The sequence below is a fragment of the Pseudalkalibacillus sp. JSM 102089 genome (assembly GCF_041366475.1).
In the GTDB taxonomy this organism is placed as follows: Bacteria; Bacillota; Bacilli; order Bacillales; family Guptibacillaceae; genus Guptibacillus; species Guptibacillus hwajinpoensis_B.
The window spans coordinates 327,688-348,560 of the sequence record NZ_JBEWYW010000001.1 but is presented as its reverse complement, the minus strand read 5'-3'; the positions used below and the strand labels follow the sequence as shown (position 1 = coordinate 348,560).

Below are 20,873 nucleotides of genomic sequence, written 5' to 3'. Positions count from 1 at the left end.
GCTATAGCACTCGGTGCTTGAATATCCAATAGGGTAACGGAGTTCTCGTAGTAGTCCGAGGCAAGGAAAGCTTGCCACATGGCGAAGGGGAACAGCTTATCTCGTCTGACATCAAATTGGAAAGGAGCGTGAGGCTCTATGAGAAGTCCAAAAATAGTGTTAGACAATCTAGCGAAACAGACAACTCGTCAAAACTATAAGTTCCGTAGAATCTATAGAAATCTGTATAATGTGGAATTTTACCTTCTAGCCTATTCAAAGATATATGCCAAAGAAGGCAATATGACACAAGGTGTTGACGGCAATACGATAGATGGTATGAGTCTAAAACGCATTGAAAACCTAATAGAACGTCTGAAAGATCAAAGTTATCAACCGCAACCATCAAAAAGGGTCTATATTCCTAAGAAAAATGGAAAGAAACGTCCATTAGGGATTCCATCATTTGAAGACAAGCTTTTACAGGAAGTTGTAAGACTAGTCCTTGAAGGAATCTTTGAGAATACCTTTTCCAATGTTTCCCATGGTTTTCGACCGCAAAAAAGTTGTCATACAGCTCTTTTCCAGGTCAAGGAACGCTTCACAGGTGCTAAATGGTTTATTGAAGGAGACATCAAAGGTTTCTTTGATAATATAGACCACCATGTCCTAATCAATATTTTGAAGCGAAAAATTGACGACGAAGCTTTTATTAATCTCATTTGGAAATTTTTAAAAGCTGGCTACATGGAAGGTTGGAAATATCATACAACTTTCAGTGGAACACCTCAGGGGGGCATCATTAGTCCAGTTCTTTCAAATATTTATCTTAATGAATTTGACAACTATGTCCTAAAATACAAAAAACATTTTGATAAAGGAGAGTCTCGCCACAGACTTAAGGAGTATAGAACTAGGGAAAGAAGACTCTTTAGAGCCAAAAAAGGTTATAAGGAAATCTGGTCTGAGATGTCTGATATGGAAAAGAATGAAGCTAAACAAGAAGTAAAAGCTTTGAAGACTCACATGATGGAGCTACCATACAAAGACCCGATGGATGAAACATATAAAAGAATTCAATATACAAGATATGCGGATGATTTTTTGATAGGAGTTATCGGTAGTAAGGAGGATTGTAGAAAGATTAAGGATGATTTAACGAATTTCCTTCAAAGTGAATTAAAAATCGAATTATCTCAAGAAAAAACATTAATCACTCACTCGGGAGACCGAGCTAGATTTCTCGGATATGACGTTAAAATCAGTCATGATAATCTGACTACAAAAGTTACAGCAAGTGGGCATAAGCAAAGAACTAGAACCATGAGCTGTGAGCTACTTCTACCGCATGATATCTGGCGGAATAAGCTATTAGATTACAAGGCGTTAAAAATAGACCCACATACTGGAGAATGGAAATCGACACACCGTGCTCATCTTCTTCAAAATGATGATCTTGAAATTCTATCAACATATAACGCAGAGATAAGAGGTTTATATAATTATTATAAGTTAGCGAATAACGTCTATAAACTTGATGGCTTTAAACACATCATGGAATATAGCATGTACAAAACTTTCGCTAACAAATATAAATCCAGCGTTAGAAAGATATTACGAAAATACAAGATAAATGGTCATTTTGGAGTTAGATACAACACTTCTAAAGGTTCTAAAGTATCATTTTTCTATAAAGATGGTTTTAAGAAAAGTCGCTCCCTCAATAGGCGGAGTGAGCTTGATATCATCCCTACGGAACGAAATAATATTTACAGCAGGACGAGTTTAATCGAGAGGTTATTAGCAAGTGAATGTGAGTGGTGCGGTACCAAAAATACGCCACTCGAAATCCATCACATTAAAAAGCTAAAAGACCTAAAAGGCAGGAAGCGATGGGAAAAGCGAATGATTGAACGAAATCGCAAAACCATAGCATTGTGCACGACCTGCCACGTCGATTTGCATAACGGTAAACTAGATTGATAAGTGGAGAGCCGTATACATCGAGAGGTGTACGTACGGTTCGGGGAGGAGTTCTCGGAAACCTGTCATGGAAACATGATAAGGCGCTGGGTTCTTACTCTACTTTATGCCATTAACCTGGATTGGGTGGAGCTATGGTGGTAGTCGTCTTGGAGAACTGGATAAGGATGATCTAGTTGATATTACAAATTTAGATCTTATTCAAAAGTACGGTGGGTATGGGAAAGACGGGAATGGTGATGGTAAGGCAGATCCATATAATCTGACGGATGCTGCTTATACTGCCGCTAGCTACTTATCTGTTAATGGTGCAAGTGAGGGTAGACTGAGGAGTGCCTTATTCGCTTATAATCAGAGTGATGAGTATGTGGATGAGGTGCTTTCATTTTATAAAGAATACAGAGAAAATGTTTCTGTAGTGAAGTTAGATCCTTAATTCAATGTAATGGTACAGCGCTGTTACATATGATAAAATCACGATTAGAAGGGGGCGATTGCATGAAGATTGTTTCAATCGAACCGACACCAAGTCCAAATTCGATGAAAATTAACTTAAGTGAAGAGCTAGAAGCTGGAGACACAAGGCAGTATAAGCCTGATACTGACATATCTAATGCTCCAGTTTATATTCAAAATTTAATGGCCGTTCCCGGTGTGAAAGGTCTTTATCATGTGATGGATTTTATCGCGCTAGAACGGAATGCCAAATATTCATGGGAAGAGATCCTTCCAAAAGCTCGTGAGGCATTCGGAGAGATTAATGCAGAATCCGTCGCGACAAATCAGTCGTCGATAGAAGACTTTGGAGAAGTGAATGTGTTTATTCAAATGTTTCGCGGTATTCCAATGCAGGTGAAGCTTGTAGAAGGTGAGACTGAGCATCGTTTTGGTTTGCCTGACCGATTTATGGAAGCTGCTATGAAAGCCTCTTCAGCTTCTGAAAACATGGTGATGGAACGTGAATGGAAAGAACAAAGTCCACGGTACGGATCACCTGAAGAAGTTGGACAAGAAGTTACCGAAGAAATAGCGGCGACGTATAGTGAAGAGCGCCTTTCGGCTCTTGTTACTGCAGCATTCTCAGATCAAAATGCTTCTTTACCAAAGCAAGAGAAAAAGATCGTTACACTAGAAATGCTAGATGACTCAGATTGGAAAGTAAGATACGCAGCACTTGATCGCATGGATCCAGAAATGACTGATTTGCCGGTGCTGGAGAAGGCGCTACACGATGAAAAAGCCTCTGTACGCCGACTGGCGGTTGTTTACCTTGGTATGATTGAATCAAAGGAAGTTCTTCCGCTTCTTTATAAAGCTTTGCGTGATAAATCTGTTACGGTTAGGCGGACAGCCGGCGACTGCATGTCAGATTTAGGTCATGTTGAAGCCATTCCTGAAATGATAGAATCGTTGCAAGATCGAAATAAGCTTGTTCGTTGGAGGGCCGCTATGTTTCTATATGAAGTTGGCGATGAAACGGCGATTCCAGCACTTGAGCAAGCAATGGACGATCCAGAATTTGAAGTGAAGATGCAGGCTGGTATGGCTTTAGAACGGATAAAAGGTGGAGAAGAAGCTAAAGGCTCTGTCTGGCATCAAATGACTCAAGCAAGAAAATCGAATTAACGGAGGTATAGGATATGAACCCATACGAAGAATATATGCGCCAGATGGCACAGCCAATGCGAGATGAGTTAACATCAGCAGGTTTTGAAGAGTTAACGACTGAGGAAGAAGTATCCAGCTTTATTACAGAAAAAAAGGGAACATCACTTGTTTTCATTAATTCTGTTTGCGGATGTGCAGCTGGTCTTGCTCGACCAGCTGCTCGCGAAGCGATTGAACATGACAAAAAACCTGAGCATCTTGTGACGGTTTTTGCAGGACAAGATCGTGAAGCAACAGGTAAAATGCGTGAATATTTGGAAGGGTATGAGCCGTCATCTCCTTCTATCGCTCTCTTAAAAGACGGCCAGGTGCTTCATTTCATTCCAAGAGAAGAAATCGAAGACCATGAAGTGGAAGAAATCGTTGCGAATTTGACAGGAGCTTTTGAACAATATTGTTAATGACAAACTCCACTCACTCGAGTGGAGTTTTGTCTCTACTTAATGGGAGGGAATTGAGAATGGATCACATATTTGAACTACAAGGAAGCTGGAAGGGGGGACTTTCTGGCGAAGGTAAGATTCAGACTGAAAACCTAACGACAGAAGTATCGATCCCTACGTCGATGGGCGGCGGAGAGAAAGGAACAAATCCTGATGAGTTGTTGTTAAGTTCATCAGCCGCTTGTTATTTCATGACCATTGGCCTTTATTTGGAGCGTAATCACATTCCTTTCGAAGATGTTAAGATTTCCTCTAAGCTAAAAGTAAGTGGTAACGGAAAGCTGCACGTAGAGTCAATTCACCATTACCCAGTCATCTATCTTGCGGAAGAGCCGGATGAAGAAATGACAGAGCGTATTCATTCCATTGCTCATCGTGCAGAAGAGGGATGTATGATTACAAGAGCGATTAAAGGAAATGTTAATGTAGTTGTAGAACCAGCTATTAAAAAAGTGTGAGGTTTTTCACTGTCATAAACTTTTTAGTGTAGTATGCTAACAATGTCGTCTGTTTTAGGCATGCTCATCTTAAGAGAAAACGGTCAATCTATTGAATGAGCTAACGGAACTTATGTGAAAATGGAAAGCACACTCTTTGCATTTCTTGAGAATTTTATTATAATAATATTTTGGAACGGAAGAGTGACTGGCCACAAGGTAACAGTGAAATAAAGGAGATAGAAGTATGAATAAAGACTATCGCGTATTATTGTTTTATAAATATGTCCAAATTGATCAACCGGAAGAATATGTAGAAGAGCACCTTGCCTTCTGTAAGGAGCACAACCTGAAGGGAAGAATTCTAATCGCGGAAGAGGGCATTAATGGCACTCTTTCTGGAACAGTAGAAGAAACGCAGCAATATATGGATATGATGCATGCGGATGAGCGCTTTGCTGATTTGTTCTTTAAAATTGATGAAGCGACTGAACATCCATTTAAAAAAATGCACGTTCGCTTTAGATCAGAGCTAGTGACACTTCGACTTGATGATGATCATAATCCGAATGAAGTTGGCGGAAAGCACTTGAAGCCAGCAGAGTGGCGCGAAGCGATGCAGCAGGATGATGTGATTATTCTTGATACCCGAAATGATTACGAGTATGATGTAGGTCATTTCCGTGGTGCTATTCGACCAGATATTAAGAATTTCCGAGATCTTCCTGAGTGGGTTCAAGAAAACCTTGCAGACCAAAAAGATAAGAAAATCCTAACCTACTGCACAGGCGGGATTCGCTGTGAAAAGTTCACTGGCTGGATGGTTAAACAAGGTTTTGAAGATGTTAACCAGCTGGATGGTGGAATTGTTACTTACGGTCAGGATGAAGAGACGCAAGGTGAACTATGGGATGGACAGTGCTATGTGTTTGATGGCCGAATAACTGTTCCGATTAATCAAAAAGACCACACTGTTGTCGGTAAAGATTACTTTACGGGTGAACCTTGTGAACGCTATGTTAATTGTGCAAGGCCTGAATGTAATAAGCAAATTATTACATCTGAGGAGAACGAGCATAAATATTTACGAGGCTGTTCACATGAGTGTCGCACATCGCCACGTAATCGTTACGTAGCAGAGCACGGATTAACTCAAGAAGAAGTCGATGAGCGTTTGCAAAAACTCATGCAGGAGCATATCGGGCAAGAAGTATAATTGAAAAAGCTAGCTGTCCATTTGACAGCTAGCTTTTATTTGTCATATCTTATTTTGTTTACTTTAAGAAGGTGATCTACTTTTGAAAGACGGTGCTTTTCAATTTTTTCCATGTATTCATGAAGCGCTAACTCCATCTGACAAAGAGCTTGAAACAAATCGCGATGGCGTAATTCTTTGTTTTCTTGTGAAAGTGCGATATATCCTGTAAGTAAATCTGGCAGTTCAGTTGAAAGCATTCTCTTCACAACATGACGTTCTTCAAGGTCAAGCGGTTCAAGTTCGGGTGAGATTTGCTTGAATAATTGAATGAGTCTAACTGTTCTAGAATGGATCACCCCGTTGATTAAAGAATGTGTCGAAATTCGTTCAAGCTGATTAATCTGTTCCTTCAAGATGGGATCAATTGCTTCTGTTTTTGATTGGGAAGCAATTGATCCTAGTAACGCTAAATCTAAAAGCTTCATTCGTTGAAAAATTCCTATGAAAAATGGCGATCGTTTTATACTGCGTTTGATGATTCGACCTCGATCATTTATGAGAATCGTACCTTGTTTGCATTTACCTGCGTCTTTTTTCTCAATGATTTGTCGTTCCCATTGGATAAAAAACTTCTTAGGTGTTGACGATCTGTTTTTTTGACTATCATACCCGGAGAAAAGGATGAGATTTCGTCTGATTTTTAAATAAATCGTAAAACCTTTCTCAGTACGCTTCCATTTTTGTGGCTTATTCTCCGAAGGATCGAGTTTATCTATAAATTCATCTAACAATTGTTCAGCATATGAAAGGAAGCTTGTGGTGCTAGCATCCTGAAGAAGTGATGCTTCCACCGTTTTAAATTGCGGTGGTAAAAGCTTTTCAAGCCACTGGGGTTCAGAAGAATGGAAAAGCCCCATGCCATTACCTCCTATCGTCAAAGTCGATCGGCTGCCTCAGAGAGCTGTTTTTGCCTCTCTGTTGAGCTATCTAATTTGGATTTCATTTCTTTATTTAATTGATCCATTTCGGTTATAAACTTCTTCCCACTATCGATAATACGTACGTTTGATTTTTCTGTTAAATCAATCGCTTCAAACACATCTTGATAAGCTTTGCGGAAGGATTCAATCGCAATTGCTGGCTTTTCAAGTGTTTTAACCGTTTCTTCTGTATTTTGTTTCAGCATCTCAGCATTTTTCAGAAGCATCGATTCGGTTGCCTGATTCACATTTTGTACAGCTGAAATCACTTTTTGTTGGTTTCCGAGAGCTAGCTGGATGGATGCTGTTACGGTAATGATGTTTTTGGTCATAGTCACTGCATTAAAAATAGCTTCTTCTAGCTTTTCGTTGTTTTCCATGATCAAATCAACCGATGCCATGGATTGTCTTAAGACCATGACAGCCTGTGACATATTTTTCACTCGGCTAACGACTTTTTGTTGAGCCTTTTGTAGGGGAAGAGGGTTCTCTTTCCATTCATCTTTAGCGGCTTCCTCGTCAAGCAGCGTCATAAGCGTCTGACCTAGCTCCATCTGATCTTCCAGTCCGACAATGCGGTCTTTTGCTACATCCTTTAGTTCTTTTAACATGACATTATCTTCTTGTAGCTTATCTTTACCAGTTAAAAGTGATTCAACAATAACTTCTACTTGGGATTCGACCGTTTTGTATTTCTTCGCATATTGCTCGACTTCGTTTCGCCCCATTACTCGATTTAGAAGTTTATTGAATTTACTCTTTTGCAAATAAGAGGGCTCTAAGTCTGAGACATGCTCTCTGAGTTTGTGTAAGTTATCAGGTAAGTCGTTATTCGGTTGGTCAATCATTCCCTTTACAGGACGCTTCAATGCTTCAAGGGATTCCCCAGCGTTGCGCTGGGCATCTTCACCAAGTCCTGATAATGTCTGGAGAATCTTATCTGTATCGTCTTCATGATAAAAGCTTTGAATGATCTCTTCAGCCTTTTCACGTTGTGAGTTAATTTTCTCAGGTTGATTACTCATATATGTCACTCCTTCAATTGAATGAATTCGTTAAATTATTCTTCTATCATTCTATACGAATAGATTTCGTGAAAAGTTTCAAAACACCTTCAGCAAAACAATTCCCTTTGAGTGAATCGAGCAAACTCACCTAAATGAAATAGTTGAAAGATGCAAAGTAGGGTGGTATGTTTTAAACGGAATTACTTGTAAATTAGTGATAGGAAGTGAACAAAATGAAAAAAGTCAAATTATATACACAACCGGCATGTCCACCATGTGAATTTGTGAAAAATTATTTTCAAATGCATGAAGTAAAATATGAGCTACTAAACATAAAAGAAAACGTTGCTGCGCGCAATGAATTGATTCATGATCACGGTTCTATGTCTACCCCAACGATTGTCATCGACGGCGAAGTCATTATTGGATTTGAACAGGAGCGTATTGATGAACTTCTGAATATTTCATCATCTTGATGATAGATTAATGACTTTGATGAAAGAGGGTGTCTTAGAATGATTGATAAATTTGTTCGAAATGAGCGTGATTATAAGCTGCTCGAATTAGCTAATAAACATCGAGCAGAACTTAAAGAGAGCGCCAAACATATTGATCAGGAAGCGTATATTCCTGATTCTATTATAGCAAGTATGAAAGAATCAGGCTTTACTTCACTTACAATCCCAGAAGAATTTGGAGGTGGTGGTCTTTCTCTCTATGAGCTTGTTCTTGTTCAGGAAGAGCTTGGTAAAGGAGAAGGGTCTGGTGCGCTATCACTCGGCTGGCATCTGGGAGTACTAAAAGATTTAAGCGATCGAAGGCCGTGGAATGCTTCAACCTATGAAAGGCTTTGTCGTCATGTTGTGGATGGTACGCTCATAAATCGAGCTCAAACAGAAGAGGAGACAGGTGACCCAACTCGAGGTGGTATGCCTGCAACGATCGCGACTGCGGTCGAGGGAGGATATAAAATAACTGGTCGAAAAACATTTACAACATTAAGTCCTCACCTTAATCAAGTGATTGTCAAAGCAACGTGCGAAGGCGTCCCTACAGATTTCTTAGTGTCTATGAGTGAAGAAGGTGTAGAACTTGAAGGGACTTGGGATGTGCTAGGCATGAGAGGTACCCGTAGTGATGACCTTGTATTGACTGACGTATTTGTTCCTTCTAATGCGCTCCTTGAAACTTATGATAAAAATCGAAAAACAGCTTCATTACCTCCGGCCTGGTTGCTCCATATTCCCGCTGTATACATGGGGATAGCAGAGGCAGCACGGGAAGAGGCAGTTCAATTTGTGTCTTCTTACCAACCGAACACACTTGATGTGCCACTGAAAGATGTACCGCACATTCAAGATAAATTTGGAAGAATTGGACTTTCATTAATGGCAGCACGTCATTTTCTATATTCGGTTGCAGAGCAGTGGGATCGTTACCCAGAAGAGCGGATGAACATGCAGGGACAGCTTTTCGCTGCCAAAACGCAAGCAATGAATGCTGCACTGGAAGTTGTTGATCTTTCAATGCGTATTGTAGGAGCACGAAGCTTAATGAAGAAGAATCATCTGGAACGACTTTATCGAGACGTGAGAGCGGGGCTTCACAATCCTCCGAGTGATGAATTATCGCTACAAGTTCTTGCAATGAAGCAATTTCAAGACTAATTATCTTACTCCTTCCCTTTTGGAAGGAGTTTCTTTTTGTTCTCATATGTGGAAGACATCCCTGTGACTCCCTATTGAAAGGGATCTGTCCTTCCTCTATCCTTTATGGCGTGGCAAAAAGCTACTGAAAGGATGAGATATATGAACAAAACGATCATTGCTATGATGATGATGAGCCTCTTTTTTGCTCTGTTTTCTGCACAAACTCATCAGGTAGCGGCCGTATCATTGATGAAAGTAAAGCCTAAGATTGAGAATGAGATCAATGAAGAAGTTGTGTTAAATGAAACTTTATCTGAACCTGAAACCAAACAGGAGGTGGCCTTACTGCTTAACCTTCCTGTAAAAAATATGAATGATGTTAAGAAAGTAACAAAGGATCAATTTACTGTATCGAACTATTCTGTAGAAGAAATTGAAATGTTGGCCAAACTGGTTAATGGAGAAGCAAGAGGTGAATCGTTTGAAGGGAAAGTAGCAGTAGCTGCTGTAACAGTCAATCGAACACTTTCTGCAAGATTTCCAAATAGCATTAAAGAAGTGATTTTTGAAAGTGGTGCTTATACTGCAGTCTCTGACGGTCAATATGATCAAAAGCCAGGAGCAGAATCATATAAGGCTGTCTATGCGGCCCTTAGTGGTAGAGACCCAAGCTCAGGAGCTTTGTTTTATTACAATCCTGATATTGCAACAGACGATTGGATTCGTACAAGACATATAATCAAAGAGATTGGAAAACATGTCTTCACAAGATAAAATCCTCCTGATAAAGGAGGATTTTATGATATCATCGACGTGTACACACAGTTAGATGAAGGAGTGAAGCGACTATGTCAGAGAAAAAAACGTTTCAGCCAGGAGAAATAGTAACGGCAGGTTATAAAACGGGGAGATATATTGGAGAAGTCGTTGATATGAAGTCCCCCAAAGCTGTGATTAAGGTTCTTGCAGTCATCAAGCATCCAACTCAGGGAGACCTTCACAATCCCAAACAGCTCGATGTTCCTCTTTTTCACCAGCGAAAAGCGTTAGCCCAATTCGAGAAAGCGCTCGTTCCAATGTCAGCCATTAACCATTACGAAGGAAATGTTCCTGATTATAACGATTCACTGAAGGAAGCACTTGAAACACAATCCGCAGAGCTCAAGCACGAAGGCGGAAGATGGGCCGAAGCATCTCTTATCGAAATCGAAAAGCTTAAAGACGACTACTTCCCATCAAGGTAATCTTCTTTACATCAGACTTCGAATCCGGTAAGATATAGTATTGATTTAGGCTCTTGGTTTAGAGCTTGATTGAAGAAGACGTAAAGGGTGGTTTTTGATTTGCAATCAGAAGCTTCAGCATATCAAGTGCTGTTATATTATCAATATGTAGAAATAGAAGATCCGGATTATTTTGCTCGAAAGCATCTTAAGTATTGTCAATCACTCAATTTAAAAGGTCGAGTCCTTGTAGGCAAAGAGGGTATTAATGGCACGGTTTCAGGAACCGTTGAGGATACTGAGCGCTACATGGACGAACTAAAAGCAGATGAACGCTTTCGTGATATGGTTTTCAAAATTGATGAAGCAGAAGGTCATGCTTTTAAAAAGATGCACGTACGTCCGCGCGAAGAAATCGTTTCACTAAAGCTTGAGGAAGATGTAAACCCGAAAGAAATAACCGGGAATTATCTTGAGCCAAAGGAATTTATGGAAGCATTAGAAGATGATGATGTAATTGTTATCGATGCACGAAATGACTATGAGTACGATATTGGTCATTTTCGCAATGCAATTCGTCCTGATATAAAGGCTTTTCGAGATCTTCCGGACTGGATTGAACAAAATCTTTCGGACCAAAAAGATAAGAAAGTATTAACTTATTGTACAGGTGGAATTCGCTGTGAGAAATTTTCTGGTTACTTAATGAAAAAAGGTTTTTCCGACGTTTCACAGCTTCATGGAGGAATTGTAACGTATGGTAAAGACCCGGAGGTACAGGGGAAATATTTTGATGGCAAGTGCTTTGTATTTGATGATCGTCTTGCTGTTAATGTAAACCGTACCGATGAAGATACAGTTGTAGGGAAATGCTACCATTGTGAGGATCCAGCAGATACTTATATCAATTGTGCTAATGTACAGTGTGACAAGCTTCATATCGTCTGTGATTCTTGCAAAGAGGAGTATAACCATTATTGTTCTTCTGCATGTGAAGAAGAAGTTCGTATGATCCAATCGTAACGCAGCGGCTAACGCTGCGTTTTTTCTTACATTGAAACAAGAGAGGAGGCGCGTTAAGATGTGCTTAATTGCTGTAGCTCAAAATGTTCATCCTACATACCCATTTATACTCGTAGCCAACCGAGATGAATTCTACGAGCGTCCAACAAAACCTGCGAACTATTGGAGAGATGTACCAGAACTACTTGCGGGGCGTGATTTAAAGGCTATGGGAACATGGCTAGGGGTTACAACAAACGGAAGAATTGCAGCCCTTACGAACTATCGAGAAGCGAATGAGCAGCCTAAAAGTCTATCAAGGGGTGATCTAACGGCCGATTACTTACGTGATCATCAATCCCCATTATCATACTTAGAAATGGTTCGACAAAAGAAAGATCAGTACAATGGATTTAATTTAATCATAGGAGATTTTAAGAGCCTTTATTATTATTCAAATCGGCAGGATCAAATTTCAAAACTAGAGAACGGTGTTCACGCTGTTAGTAATCACTTACTGAATACGAGCTGGCCAAAGGTTGAGCAGCTTAAAGAAGAATTGAAATACTATTTAAGTGCAGAAAAGAACCTCGATCAGAATCGTCTTTTTGAAATGCTTTCTCACGCTGAGCCTGCACCTGATCATCTATTACCACAGACAGGCGTGCCGATCGAATGGGAAAGGATGCTTTCACCTGTTTTTATTAAGTCGGATCATTACGGAACGAGGGCGCAAACTGTTATTATGGTTTCACAAAATGGAGAAGTTACTTTTGTTGAGAGGTCAGGAGAAGATCAGGAAAATTACTACCAATTTAATCTTGAAGAAGCATAATTGCGCTCCAAGTGAATAAATTATGTGTTACCTGTAACTTTTGCCAATAGATCGATGGTGAAAAAAGATTCGGGTTTAACAACAGAAAAATAGGGTAATGAGAGTTATTACTTATGAGGAGGGGTTTTTTTGAAAAGAAAGCGTCACTATGTTGAAGATCAGCTTTTGCGGGAATCAAGCGACATGAAAGAGTACCGAAAATATGATTCTGAAATGGTGACTAAAAAAAGACCAATACTCCGCCAAAATAAAAAGAAAAAACCACTTATTCAAACGCCAGTATAAGCAGGGGAGAGCGCTCCCTGCTTTTTCTATGTGAAAAATGGAGTGCTTAACTATGGGGATTATTTTTTTGTGAAAAAGGGTTGTGTTTTTTTCGAGTCGGTGATAAGATAAGTCTTGTCCTTGAAAAAACACATTAAAAAAAGTGTTGACGAGACAAAAGATGATATTGTATAATAATGAAGTCGCTGTTTAACGGAGGATTAGCTCAGCTGGGAGAGCATCTGCCTTACAAGCAGAGGGTCGGCGGTTCGAGCCCGTCATCCTCCACCATTTATTTTTGATGAGTTTCATTAAATTATGCCGGCCTAGCTCAATTGGTAGAGCAACTGACTTGTAATCAGTAGGTTGGGGGTTCAAGTCCTCTGGCCGGCACCACACATGCGGGTGTGGCGGAATTGGCAGACGCGCTAGACTTAGGATCTAGTGTCTTATGACGTGGGGGTTCAAGTCCCTTCACCCGCACCATAGAATATGCGCCCGTAGCTCAATTGGATAGAGCGTCTGACTACGGATCAGAAGGTTAGGGATTCGACTTCTCTCGGGCGCACCATATTGGGGCCTTAGCTCAGCTGGGAGAGCGCCTGCCTTGCACGCAGGAGGTCAGCGGTTCGATCCCGCTAGGCTCCACCATATATATATATTCATGTTTTCGGAGGAATACCCAAGTCTGGCTGAAGGGATCGGTCTTGAAAACCGACAGGGGCTTAGTCGCCCGCGGGGGTTCGAATCCCTCTTCCTCCTCCATCTTTGCGGGTGTAGTTTAGTGGTAAAACCTCAGCCTTCCAAGCTGATGTCGTGGGTTCGATCCCCATCACCCGCTCCATTTTGTTGGCCCGTTGGTCAAGCGGTTAAGACACCGCCCTTTCACGGCGGTATCACGGGTTCGATTCCCGTACGGGTCACCAACTAAATTTTCATAAACTTTATTGGCTTAAGCATACTCAAAGAGGTGCTTTTTTTGTTGTTTTCAATTCGGTACGTCTTATCAGAATACAGCATACAGTGACTGTATAAGAGAGGGGATGGACCGAATGTATTATGAAGAACATGAGCATATTGCTTATCATTATGACAACACAGATGCCTATCGTCAGCAACCGGTAGCTCCAACATCGAGCCCACCAGCATCACCGCCTCCTAGACCACAGTCAGCACAAGCTGGAACATTTGCTGTAGATCCAGGATCAATTAGAAGGTGTATGTATCGGTTTACTTATATTTGGATGAGGGGCGGCAATTCATTTTGGTTTTGGCCAGTATATGTAGGGCGTACTTCTGTTTCGGGGTTTCGCTGGACCGGTAGAAGGTGGGTATATACAGGCATAAGTCTGAGAAGAATTGATATGTTTACTTGTTAATAGATAGGGCGCTTACATGAAGCGCTCTTTTTTAAAGGCTCTTTTCGTAGACGTTGTTGCTATAGTAGGTGAATTTTCGCTTCAATCAAGGAAGTTTAGAGTTTAATTCAACAATTGTTTCGAAAGCAACAATTTTTATAAAAGGGACTTTTAAATGAAAAGCTTCTTTAACTTAGCCAAATGAAAATTAATGAAAAATCGTCTAAACATCTGGCTTTTTTGAGAAGATCATGCGAGAATAATACTAACTATTGATCTTCGAAAGTCAGGTGCACATAATGAAATTCCCTCTTTGGATGAGAAAGTTATTTGTAGCATTTGTTGCTGTTGTTACGCTTGGAACTGTGATTCCTACTGGATATCTAGCAGATGACAAAACAGAGGCATCAGAGAATTATCAAGAAGAAAACCATCTTCTTATTGAGTCGAGGGACGAGCCTGATAAGGCGATAGAGCCTGTTGTTGATCAGTATGATTGGCCCATCATAGCTCAGGACGCTTCTTCTTCTGAACTACTGACGCATTTTGTAAGCTATGCAAGCAATCAATCTGAGCAACTCGGGCTAACAAAATTCGGTGAAACGATCTCAACTCGAGTCGGTAACGAGTATCGAGATGCAATTGTACCTAAAATGACAGAAGCGATCGCTACCTCAGTGGAAAATCTGGATGAGGATACGTTAAGGTCACTTCGTTTGACGGACAACCCTTCTGGTGGATACGGAGAACGCATTCTTCATGTGTATAATGAACAGAGCGGGGAAGACTTATTGCGTTTCCATGTGAGAAGAGATCACCCCCCACAAGATGGCTATTGGTTTAATTTTCATTACCATGCAGCGAATGATGATTTTGAAGAACATTATGAAGTAGGTAAGATTTATTGGGATAAAAACACTCCGCCTAAGTGGCTCTCGTAAGAGAGGTGCGCGGGGTGTTTTTGGTTGGAGATTAAGGGAGGATCACAACATAGATGGAACTTGTACAATGTATTAGAGATGTTTTCGAAGAAGAGCCTTTAACCGGCTCAGAGAATGTATTGAATCGTAAATTATTTAAGGAAGGTCATTTCTACCCAGTTTATAAAGATGAGCATCATAGCTGGATTACGCTTGATGATGAAGGAGAGCAGCATATTATTGCTACCGGCATCTCCCTCAATGAAGACTTCTGGTTTACTTTTCGGTTTCGCATTGCATAATAAAAAGCCGCATTAAGCGGCTTTTACTTTTTTTTAGGGCGCGCATTTTGCGGGCCACTTTTTTTATTCATAAGAAGAGCGTCTTCGCCTTCTTTTTCACCTTGCACACCGGCTTTCGGATCATACGCGTTTCGATTTTTCATGTAAGCTCCTCCTCTAATTGGATTCACTTATTAGTATGTCCATATTCGTTTAAAACATCGGATTTTCTTCAATAAACTGGTAGACGTTATCAACTAGCTCATCGGGCGTTTCGGCAGTAACGCGTTCGCCGTTAACGAGACAGTAAATATCCTGGCTACAAAGTGTGCAGTGACCAAGACAAGAATATTCGAGCACATCAAGATCTGTATCTTTTTCTAGTTTTTCCATTGCTTTATGTGAACCGCTCGAAAGATTGCTCATGCAGAATTCAACTATTGGATTCATCTTTTATTCACCTCGGGTTTTCCTTACTATTACAAGACTGTTTCTATTCTATCAAGAAGGTGTGAAAATGAACAACCATTTGCATAAGATCAAGAAACAAATTGATGGATAACCATATAATTTGTAAGAGAAGGGTTTATTTCTATATAATTAGGAAAAATAACATAATGAAGTCGATAGAGGAGGGTCATTATGCATAAAGCAGTTATTGTAGGAACAGGACCAGCGGGTTTAACAGCAGCCATTTATCTTGCGAGGGCTAATATGGAGCCGCTCGTCATTGAGGGACCGGAACCTGGTGGTCAGCTTACGTTAACAACAGATGTTGAGAACTTTCCCGGTTTTCCAGATGGCGTTCTCGGTCCAGAATTGATGGAAAATATGAAGAAGCAGGCGCTTAGGTTTGGCGCTACAATTGAGCGTGGATGGGTGAAGGATATTGATTTTAGTGAGCGTCCATTTAAATTAAAAACAGATACACTTGGGGATATTATGGCGGAGTCTGTTTTGATTTCGACTGGTGCTTCAGCAAAGCTTCTAGGTATACCAGGAGAATCAGAGAACATGGGTCGAGGCGTGAGTACATGTGCAACGTGTGACGGCTTTTTCTTCCGTGGTAAAAAAATCGTTGTGATTGGTGGAGGAGACTCGGCTATGGAAGAAGCGACTTTCTTAACGAAATTCGCTTCAGAAGTTACTGTTCTTCATAGGAGGAAAGAACTTCGCGCATCAAAAATAATGCAAGAGCGTGCTCGTTCCAATGAAAAAATAAGCTGGAAGCTGAATGCTTCCCCACTAGAGGTTGTGGCAGAAAACAATAAAGTAAGCGGGATTAAAGTAAAGAATAGTGATACGGGAGAAGAGGAGTTCGTTAAGACAGACGGCATATTTGTTGCAATTGGCCATCGTCCAAACACTGATTTTCTCGAGGGTAAAATTAATATGGATGATAAAGGTTACGTTCAAGTAGAACCAGGAACGACAAAAACGAACGTCCCTGGCGTGTTTGCTTGTGGAGATGTACAAGATTTTACTTACCGTCAAGCGATCACAGCAGCAGGTACAGGGTGTATGGCGGCTATGGATTGTGAGCGTTTCCTCGAAGGAAACGCCTTTATAGACTGGAGTATGTAAGAAGAAAAAGCGCAGGCCTTGGCCTTGCGCTTTTTTAGTCGATGTTAATATAATTTGAATCGGTACGTATGCGATCGGATTTAGGTATCTTAATTTCAAGAACACCGTTTTCGTATTTCCCTTTCACATTTTTCATGGAAAAGTGAAAGGGAAGCTTAATGGTGCGACTAGTACTTGAATAGGATCGTTCTTGTTTGTAATATTTTTGTTTATCGTTTCGTGACTCATGAAATTCTTTCGATTCAATGGAGATTCGGAGACCATCTCCAAGTGGTTCCACTTTAATTTGCTCCTTCGTGATACCAGGTAACTCTGCTTCAACAATAAATGCATCCTCTGTTTCATAAAGATCAACCCGAAACGACTGAGCTGGTAGCAGATTCGCAAATGGCTCTTTAAAGAAATCATCAAAGGTGTTCATCCAATTTTGAATAGCAGGGTCTTGAAACAGTTTAGGTAATTTATCGCCTTTCGCCATGGTTATTTCATCCTTTCAAACATTTCTGATATACAGTATGTTTGCCCAAGGAAAATGTGCTTTTTGGCTGTATTTTACATACAATTCGCAAGTTACTTCTCATCTTTCTTCATGTTACAATGATTATTAGAGAATTGAAGGAGGAGTACAATGAAGACTTATTTGCAGCTATGCGAAGAAATTTTACATAACGGAACAAAGAAATCTGATCGAACAGGAACGGGGACGGTCAGTGTTTTTGGACATCAAATGAGGTTTGATTTACAAGAGGGTTTTCCAGCTTTAACTACCAAAAAACTTCACTTAAGATCAATTATTCATGAGCTTCTTTGGTTTTTAAATGGAGATACCAATGTAAAGTATCTTCAGGATAATGGTGTGCGCATCTGGAATGAATGGGCTGATGAAGATGGTGAGCTTGGTCCAGTTTATGGTCATCAATGGCGCTCGTGGACGGGCGCGGACGGATCAACCGTTGATCAAATTGCAAAAGTAGTTGAGCAAATTAAAACAAATCCGAATTCAAGAAGAATGATTGTAACAGCATGGAACCCATCAGAAGTTGATGACATGGCTTTACCTCCATGTCACTGTCTTTTCCAGTTTTACGTTGCTGATGGGAAGCTTTCTTGTCAGCTTTATCAACGTTCTGCTGACGTGTTCCTTGGGGTGCCTTTCAATATCGCTTCCTACGCGCTTCTCACAATGATGATGGCGCAGGTGTGTGATTTAGAGCCAGGTGAATTTATTCATACGCTAGGTGATGCACATATTTATAACAATCATATTGAGCAGGTCAACCTTCAGCTCACTCGTGAACCTAGAGACCTTCCAAAAATGAAAATTAATCCAGACGTGAAATCAATTTTTGATTTCTCATTTGATGATTTTGAGTTAACGGATTACAATCCTCATCCACATATTAAAGGAGAGGTGTCGGTATGATATCATTTCTTCTAGCAATGGATGAAAAGCAGTTAATTGGGAAAGACAATGATCTGCCTTGGCATTTGCCAGCTGATCTCGCTTATTTTAAACGCATGACGACTGGAAAATCGATCGTTATGGGAAGAAAAACATTCGAATCAATTGGAAAAGCGTTACCCGGCCGTGAAAATTATCTAATTACTAGAAAAAACCTGGAATATGAAAAGGTTACTGTACTGCATTCTGTTGAGGAGTTTCTGGAACTTTCAAAGCGTGAGGAAAAAGATTGGTTCGTTATAGGTGGCGCTGAAATCTATCGTCAGCTGCTTCCGCATGCTGATCGCCTGTACATTACTGAGATTCATGAATCGTTTGATGGAGATACTTATTTTCCCGATTTCTCTCAAGATGATTGGAAAGAAACTTCGCGCGAAAAACATTCAGCTGATGAGAGAAACAAACACGCTTTCGATTTTGTCGTTTACGATCGCAACTAAAAAAATCCCCTGGTGTTCTTCACCAGGGGATTTTTGCTTTTATGTTTTAGGAAAAGTAAATCCTTCTCCAAAAACATCTCTCACGTCATGCACAACGACAAAAGCTTTGTCATCGACTTTTTGAATCATTTTCTTTAGAAGGAAAAGCTCCTGTTTATTAATGACAACGTATAAGATGTCTTTTGATTCATTGGAATAATGCCCGCGAGCATTAATAACCGTTACGCCTCGGTCCATTTCTTCACTTACTTTTTCTGCAATGGCAACAGTACTTTGAGAAATAATCGTTACGGCTTTACGCGTATCAAATCCGTCAATTAAATAGTCCAATATTTTTGTGCTAATATAGATGGAAATTCCGGTATACATCGTATTTTCGATTCCGATGACGACGGAAGACCCGAGTACAACGAGAATATCAAAAACAAACATCGATGTGCTTACGCTCCACCCAAAGCTTTGGTTAAGCATACGGGCAACAATTGTAGATCCACCAGTAGTACCACCTGAGCGGAGAACGAGACCGAGACCAATCCCGATGAAAACACCTGCAAAGACGGTTCCGAGCATAATATCAAGCGGCTGACCCATTCCTTCAGTTAATTGTATAAATAAAGAGCTAAAGAAGATCGCAAGCATCGTATACCAGGTTACTCGTTTATTCAGTACCTTATATCCAATGGCTAAAAGCACAGCGTTCATAACAAAGTTTGTAATCCCTGGTGACCAATCAAGAATATAATAAAGCGTCATTGATATGCCAGTTACGCCGCCTTCACCTAATTCGTTTGGAATCGCAAACCAGTTCACACCAAGCGCAAAGAATAACGATCCGATAATAATTAACGTTATTTCTTTACCAGTATTGTTCATGTCATCACTCCGTTCTGTTCCTCAATACGTAGGATAATATATCATAGTGGTTGAAACTGGACAAGATTGTTCAACAATATTGTTCGAATGAAATGTGACTTCCTTTTTTTTATGTTAAAATAATGGAAAAATAGAGTATGGGCGGGTCTTAAGACATGCGTAAAGAAACAGTTGAACAAAAAGTGTATCAACTAATAAAAAATGCGATATTAACGAGACAAATCGCTCCTGGAAATCAGCTGTTTGAAAATGCTATTGCTGCTAAAGTGAATGCTAGTAGGACGCCGGTTCGAAGTGCTATTACGAAACTGGAAGCAGAGGGTCTTGTGACTGTCGTTCCGAATAAAGGAGCTTTTATCGTTCAACCGACGATTGATGAAATGATTCAGGCTTTTGAATTGAGAAAAGTATTAGAGGATATGGCGATTCGTGAAGGGTACGCAAAAATGGAAGCTTCTGATATCGAGCGGTTAAAGCAACAGACTGAGGAGATGGGGAAGGCGTTTATAGAAGGGAACATTCTTTTATATCATGAACAAAATAAGGCGTTTCACCTTGTGATGGCTAAAGCGAGTGGAAATCGCTATTTGATTGATTTTATGGAGCAAATTTTAAATCAAATTACCATTTATATGGTGCTGTATGATGTTTTTAGAGGTAATGATGAGAATGATATTGTCGAACATAATAAAGTGATTCAACTACTAGAGGCGAACGATGAGGAGAGTCTTCATAACGTTATTACAAACCATCTTGAGAATAGTTTAGCAAAGCTTCAGGAAGATAAGCTAAATTATCAGTCGCTGACAACACTATTTTAATAAAGACGAGCTAGGTAAGCTCGTCTTTGCTTTTGCTTATTCAGCAGGTCTAGGTCCAGCATCAAGGCCAGAGCTTTCAACAGTCATCGCAGGCTTCACTTCGCAGTTGCCGTTAACACGAACCTGACAGGAGAGGCGGAGTTTTTCTTCCACACCTTTTTTCTTAAACGCTTCCTCTTCAATTTCAGTTAGTTCTCCAAATTCTCCATCCATTACTTCAACACGGCAGGTTGTGCATTTTGCGTTCCCACCGCAGCGGTGAAGAACATGTACCCCGTTATCTTCAAGAGCAAGTGCTAACTTAGTTCCTTCTTCCACTTCAAACGTTCCGTGATCTGGTACAGTAACTTTAGCCAAAGAAATTCCTCCTTTATGAAATGGTTCCCCTTACATCCTCTATCATATCCGAATTTCAAGTCTCTTTGAAGAGCATTGTTCCGATTGTAAAAATTCGTCGAATAATGGT

At 40.3% G+C, this 20,873-nt stretch carries 26 protein-coding genes and 8 tRNA genes; 28 read left to right on the top strand and 6 right to left on the bottom strand.

The features are described from left to right. Window positions 1-138 precede the first annotated feature (138 nt). The 6 genes from ABVF21_RS01645 (at window position 139) to ABVF21_RS01620 (ending at window position 5,726) form a co-directional block, all read left to right on the top strand. The gene (locus ABVF21_RS01645) at window positions 139-1,962 is read left to right on the top strand and encodes a reverse transcriptase domain-containing protein (protein ID WP_371017349.1); all 1,824 of its coding nucleotides are present in this window, start codon (window positions 139-141) and stop codon (window positions 1,960-1,962) included. Window positions 1,963-2,068: 106 nt separating this feature from the next. Beyond that, window positions 2,069-2,398: a hypothetical protein gene (locus ABVF21_RS01640; RefSeq protein ID WP_371017348.1), complete on the top strand. Its 330-nt coding sequence runs from the start codon at window positions 2,069-2,071 to the stop codon at window positions 2,396-2,398. 62 nt (window positions 2,399-2,460) lie between these two features. Beyond that, window positions 2,461-3,588 (top strand): conserved virulence factor C family protein, encoded by a 1,128-nt coding sequence (locus ABVF21_RS01635; RefSeq protein WP_371017347.1) that lies wholly within the window; start codon window positions 2,461-2,463, stop codon window positions 3,586-3,588. A 14-nt stretch (window positions 3,589-3,602) separates the two neighbouring features. Further along, entirely contained in the window at window positions 3,603-4,031 is a 429-nt protein-coding gene (locus ABVF21_RS01630; RefSeq protein WP_194221561.1) for a BrxA/BrxB family bacilliredoxin, read from the top strand. A gap of 59 nt (window positions 4,032-4,090) precedes the next feature. Then, the gene (locus tag ABVF21_RS01625; RefSeq protein ID WP_194221562.1) at window positions 4,091-4,531 is read left to right on the top strand and encodes an OsmC family protein; all 441 of its coding nucleotides are present in this window, start codon (window positions 4,091-4,093) and stop codon (window positions 4,529-4,531) included. 226 nt (window positions 4,532-4,757) lie between these two features. Further along, a complete protein-coding gene (locus ABVF21_RS01620) occupies window positions 4,758-5,726 on the top strand; it encodes a rhodanese-related sulfurtransferase (protein WP_303531500.1) in 969 nt (322 codons plus the stop codon). A gap of 35 nt (window positions 5,727-5,761) precedes the next feature. Here ABVF21_RS01620 and ABVF21_RS01615 read toward each other — a convergent pair whose 3' ends face one another. Beyond that, the gene (locus ABVF21_RS01615; RefSeq protein WP_371017346.1) at window positions 5,762-6,625 is read right to left on the bottom strand and encodes a hypothetical protein; all 864 of its coding nucleotides are present in this window, start codon (window positions 6,623-6,625) and stop codon (window positions 5,762-5,764) included. A gap of 17 nt (window positions 6,626-6,642) precedes the next feature. Next, a complete protein-coding gene (locus ABVF21_RS01610; RefSeq protein WP_371017345.1) occupies window positions 6,643-7,713 on the bottom strand; it encodes a toxic anion resistance protein in 1,071 nt (356 codons plus the stop codon). A gap of 215 nt (window positions 7,714-7,928) precedes the next feature. Here ABVF21_RS01610 and ABVF21_RS01605 point away from each other — a divergent pair, with 215 nt between their 5' ends. From ABVF21_RS01605 to ABVF21_RS01520, 18 genes are all read left to right on the top strand, one after another. Continuing rightward, a complete protein-coding gene (locus ABVF21_RS01605; protein WP_194221566.1) occupies window positions 7,929-8,171 on the top strand; it encodes a glutaredoxin domain-containing protein in 243 nt (80 codons plus the stop codon). Between the two features lie 39 nt (window positions 8,172-8,210). Continuing rightward, complete coding sequence (locus tag ABVF21_RS01600; protein ID WP_371017344.1) at window positions 8,211-9,362, top strand: acyl-CoA dehydrogenase family protein; 1,152 nt, start codon at window positions 8,211-8,213, stop codon at window positions 9,360-9,362. A 141-nt stretch (window positions 9,363-9,503) separates the two neighbouring features. Beyond that, window positions 9,504-10,118: a cell wall hydrolase gene (locus tag ABVF21_RS01595; RefSeq protein WP_242057385.1), complete on the top strand. Its 615-nt coding sequence runs from the start codon at window positions 9,504-9,506 to the stop codon at window positions 10,116-10,118. A gap of 74 nt (window positions 10,119-10,192) precedes the next feature. Next, window positions 10,193-10,588: a kinase-associated lipoprotein B gene (locus tag ABVF21_RS01590; RefSeq protein ID WP_194221569.1), complete on the top strand. Its 396-nt coding sequence runs from the start codon at window positions 10,193-10,195 to the stop codon at window positions 10,586-10,588. Between the two features lie 99 nt (window positions 10,589-10,687). Next, window positions 10,688-11,590 (top strand): rhodanese-related sulfurtransferase, encoded by a 903-nt coding sequence (locus ABVF21_RS01585; protein WP_371017343.1) that lies wholly within the window; start codon window positions 10,688-10,690, stop codon window positions 11,588-11,590. A gap of 58 nt (window positions 11,591-11,648) precedes the next feature. Further along, window positions 11,649-12,404, top strand: coding sequence for an NRDE family protein (locus tag ABVF21_RS01580; protein ID WP_371017342.1), 756 nt, complete (start codon window positions 11,649-11,651; stop codon window positions 12,402-12,404). A gap of 129 nt (window positions 12,405-12,533) precedes the next feature. Continuing rightward, the gene (locus ABVF21_RS01575; protein ID WP_303531516.1) at window positions 12,534-12,689 is read left to right on the top strand and encodes a hypothetical protein; all 156 of its coding nucleotides are present in this window, start codon (window positions 12,534-12,536) and stop codon (window positions 12,687-12,689) included. A 194-nt stretch (window positions 12,690-12,883) separates the two neighbouring features. Next, a tRNA-Val gene (locus tag ABVF21_RS01570) sits at window positions 12,884-12,959 on the top strand. 29 nt (window positions 12,960-12,988) lie between these two features. Then, window positions 12,989-13,064: transfer RNA gene (locus ABVF21_RS01565), tRNA-Thr, on the top strand. A gap of 5 nt (window positions 13,065-13,069) precedes the next feature. After that, a tRNA-Leu gene (locus ABVF21_RS01560) sits at window positions 13,070-13,154 on the top strand. Between the two features lie 8 nt (window positions 13,155-13,162). Further along, window positions 13,163-13,239: transfer RNA gene (locus ABVF21_RS01555), tRNA-Arg, on the top strand. 4 nt (window positions 13,240-13,243) lie between these two features. Then, window positions 13,244-13,319 (top strand) — tRNA-Ala (locus ABVF21_RS01550). Between the two features lie 21 nt (window positions 13,320-13,340). Continuing rightward, window positions 13,341-13,433: transfer RNA gene (locus ABVF21_RS01545), tRNA-Ser, on the top strand. A gap of 5 nt (window positions 13,434-13,438) precedes the next feature. Beyond that, window positions 13,439-13,512 (top strand) — tRNA-Gly (locus tag ABVF21_RS01540). Window positions 13,513-13,519: 7 nt separating this feature from the next. Then, a tRNA-Glu gene (locus tag ABVF21_RS01535) sits at window positions 13,520-13,594 on the top strand. A gap of 126 nt (window positions 13,595-13,720) precedes the next feature. Continuing rightward, window positions 13,721-14,047, top strand: coding sequence for a transporter (locus ABVF21_RS01530; protein WP_194221573.1), 327 nt, complete (start codon window positions 13,721-13,723; stop codon window positions 14,045-14,047). Window positions 14,048-14,325: 278 nt separating this feature from the next. Further along, a complete protein-coding gene (locus ABVF21_RS01525; RefSeq protein ID WP_303531520.1) occupies window positions 14,326-14,967 on the top strand; it encodes a YpjP family protein in 642 nt (213 codons plus the stop codon). Between the two features lie 53 nt (window positions 14,968-15,020). Beyond that, a complete protein-coding gene (locus ABVF21_RS01520; protein ID WP_303531522.1) occupies window positions 15,021-15,248 on the top strand; it encodes a hypothetical protein in 228 nt (75 codons plus the stop codon). A gap of 192 nt (window positions 15,249-15,440) precedes the next feature. On the opposite strand, the gene ABVF21_RS01515 is transcribed toward ABVF21_RS01520, so the two are convergent. Then, entirely contained in the window at window positions 15,441-15,677 is a 237-nt protein-coding gene (locus ABVF21_RS01515) for a YuzB family protein (protein WP_226613011.1), read from the bottom strand. A 192-nt stretch (window positions 15,678-15,869) separates the two neighbouring features. Here ABVF21_RS01515 and trxB point away from each other — a divergent pair, with 192 nt between their 5' ends. Further along, entirely contained in the window at window positions 15,870-16,811 is a 942-nt protein-coding gene (gene trxB, locus ABVF21_RS01510; protein WP_303531523.1) for a thioredoxin-disulfide reductase, read from the top strand. Window positions 16,812-16,845: 34 nt separating this feature from the next. On the opposite strand, the gene ABVF21_RS01505 is transcribed toward trxB, so the two are convergent. Beyond that, complete coding sequence (locus tag ABVF21_RS01505; RefSeq protein ID WP_194221578.1) at window positions 16,846-17,289, bottom strand: Hsp20/alpha crystallin family protein; 444 nt, start codon at window positions 17,287-17,289, stop codon at window positions 16,846-16,848. A 150-nt stretch (window positions 17,290-17,439) separates the two neighbouring features. Here ABVF21_RS01505 and ABVF21_RS01500 point away from each other — a divergent pair, with 150 nt between their 5' ends. Beyond that, window positions 17,440-18,234 (top strand): thymidylate synthase, encoded by a 795-nt coding sequence (locus tag ABVF21_RS01500; RefSeq protein WP_194221579.1) that lies wholly within the window; start codon window positions 17,440-17,442, stop codon window positions 18,232-18,234. Next, window positions 18,231-18,713, top strand: coding sequence for a type 3 dihydrofolate reductase (gene folA, locus ABVF21_RS01495; RefSeq protein WP_371017341.1), 483 nt, complete (start codon window positions 18,231-18,233; stop codon window positions 18,711-18,713). Before ABVF21_RS01500 ends, folA begins: the two co-directional genes overlap by 4 nt. A 39-nt stretch (window positions 18,714-18,752) precedes the next feature. Here the strand turns inward: folA and ABVF21_RS01490 are convergent, their stop codons facing one another. Continuing rightward, the gene (locus ABVF21_RS01490) at window positions 18,753-19,586 is read right to left on the bottom strand and encodes a YitT family protein (RefSeq protein ID WP_194221581.1); all 834 of its coding nucleotides are present in this window, start codon (window positions 19,584-19,586) and stop codon (window positions 18,753-18,755) included. Window positions 19,587-19,741: 155 nt separating this feature from the next. On the opposite strand from ABVF21_RS01490, the gene ABVF21_RS01485 reads away from it, so the two are divergent. Further along, a complete protein-coding gene (locus ABVF21_RS01485) occupies window positions 19,742-20,407 on the top strand; it encodes a GntR family transcriptional regulator (RefSeq protein WP_371017340.1) in 666 nt (221 codons plus the stop codon). Window positions 20,408-20,443: 36 nt separating this feature from the next. On the opposite strand, the gene ABVF21_RS01480 is transcribed toward ABVF21_RS01485, so the two are convergent. Further along, window positions 20,444-20,764: a 2Fe-2S iron-sulfur cluster-binding protein gene (locus ABVF21_RS01480; protein ID WP_194221583.1), complete on the bottom strand. Its 321-nt coding sequence runs from the start codon at window positions 20,762-20,764 to the stop codon at window positions 20,444-20,446. Between the last annotated feature and the right edge of the window lie 109 nt (window positions 20,765-20,873).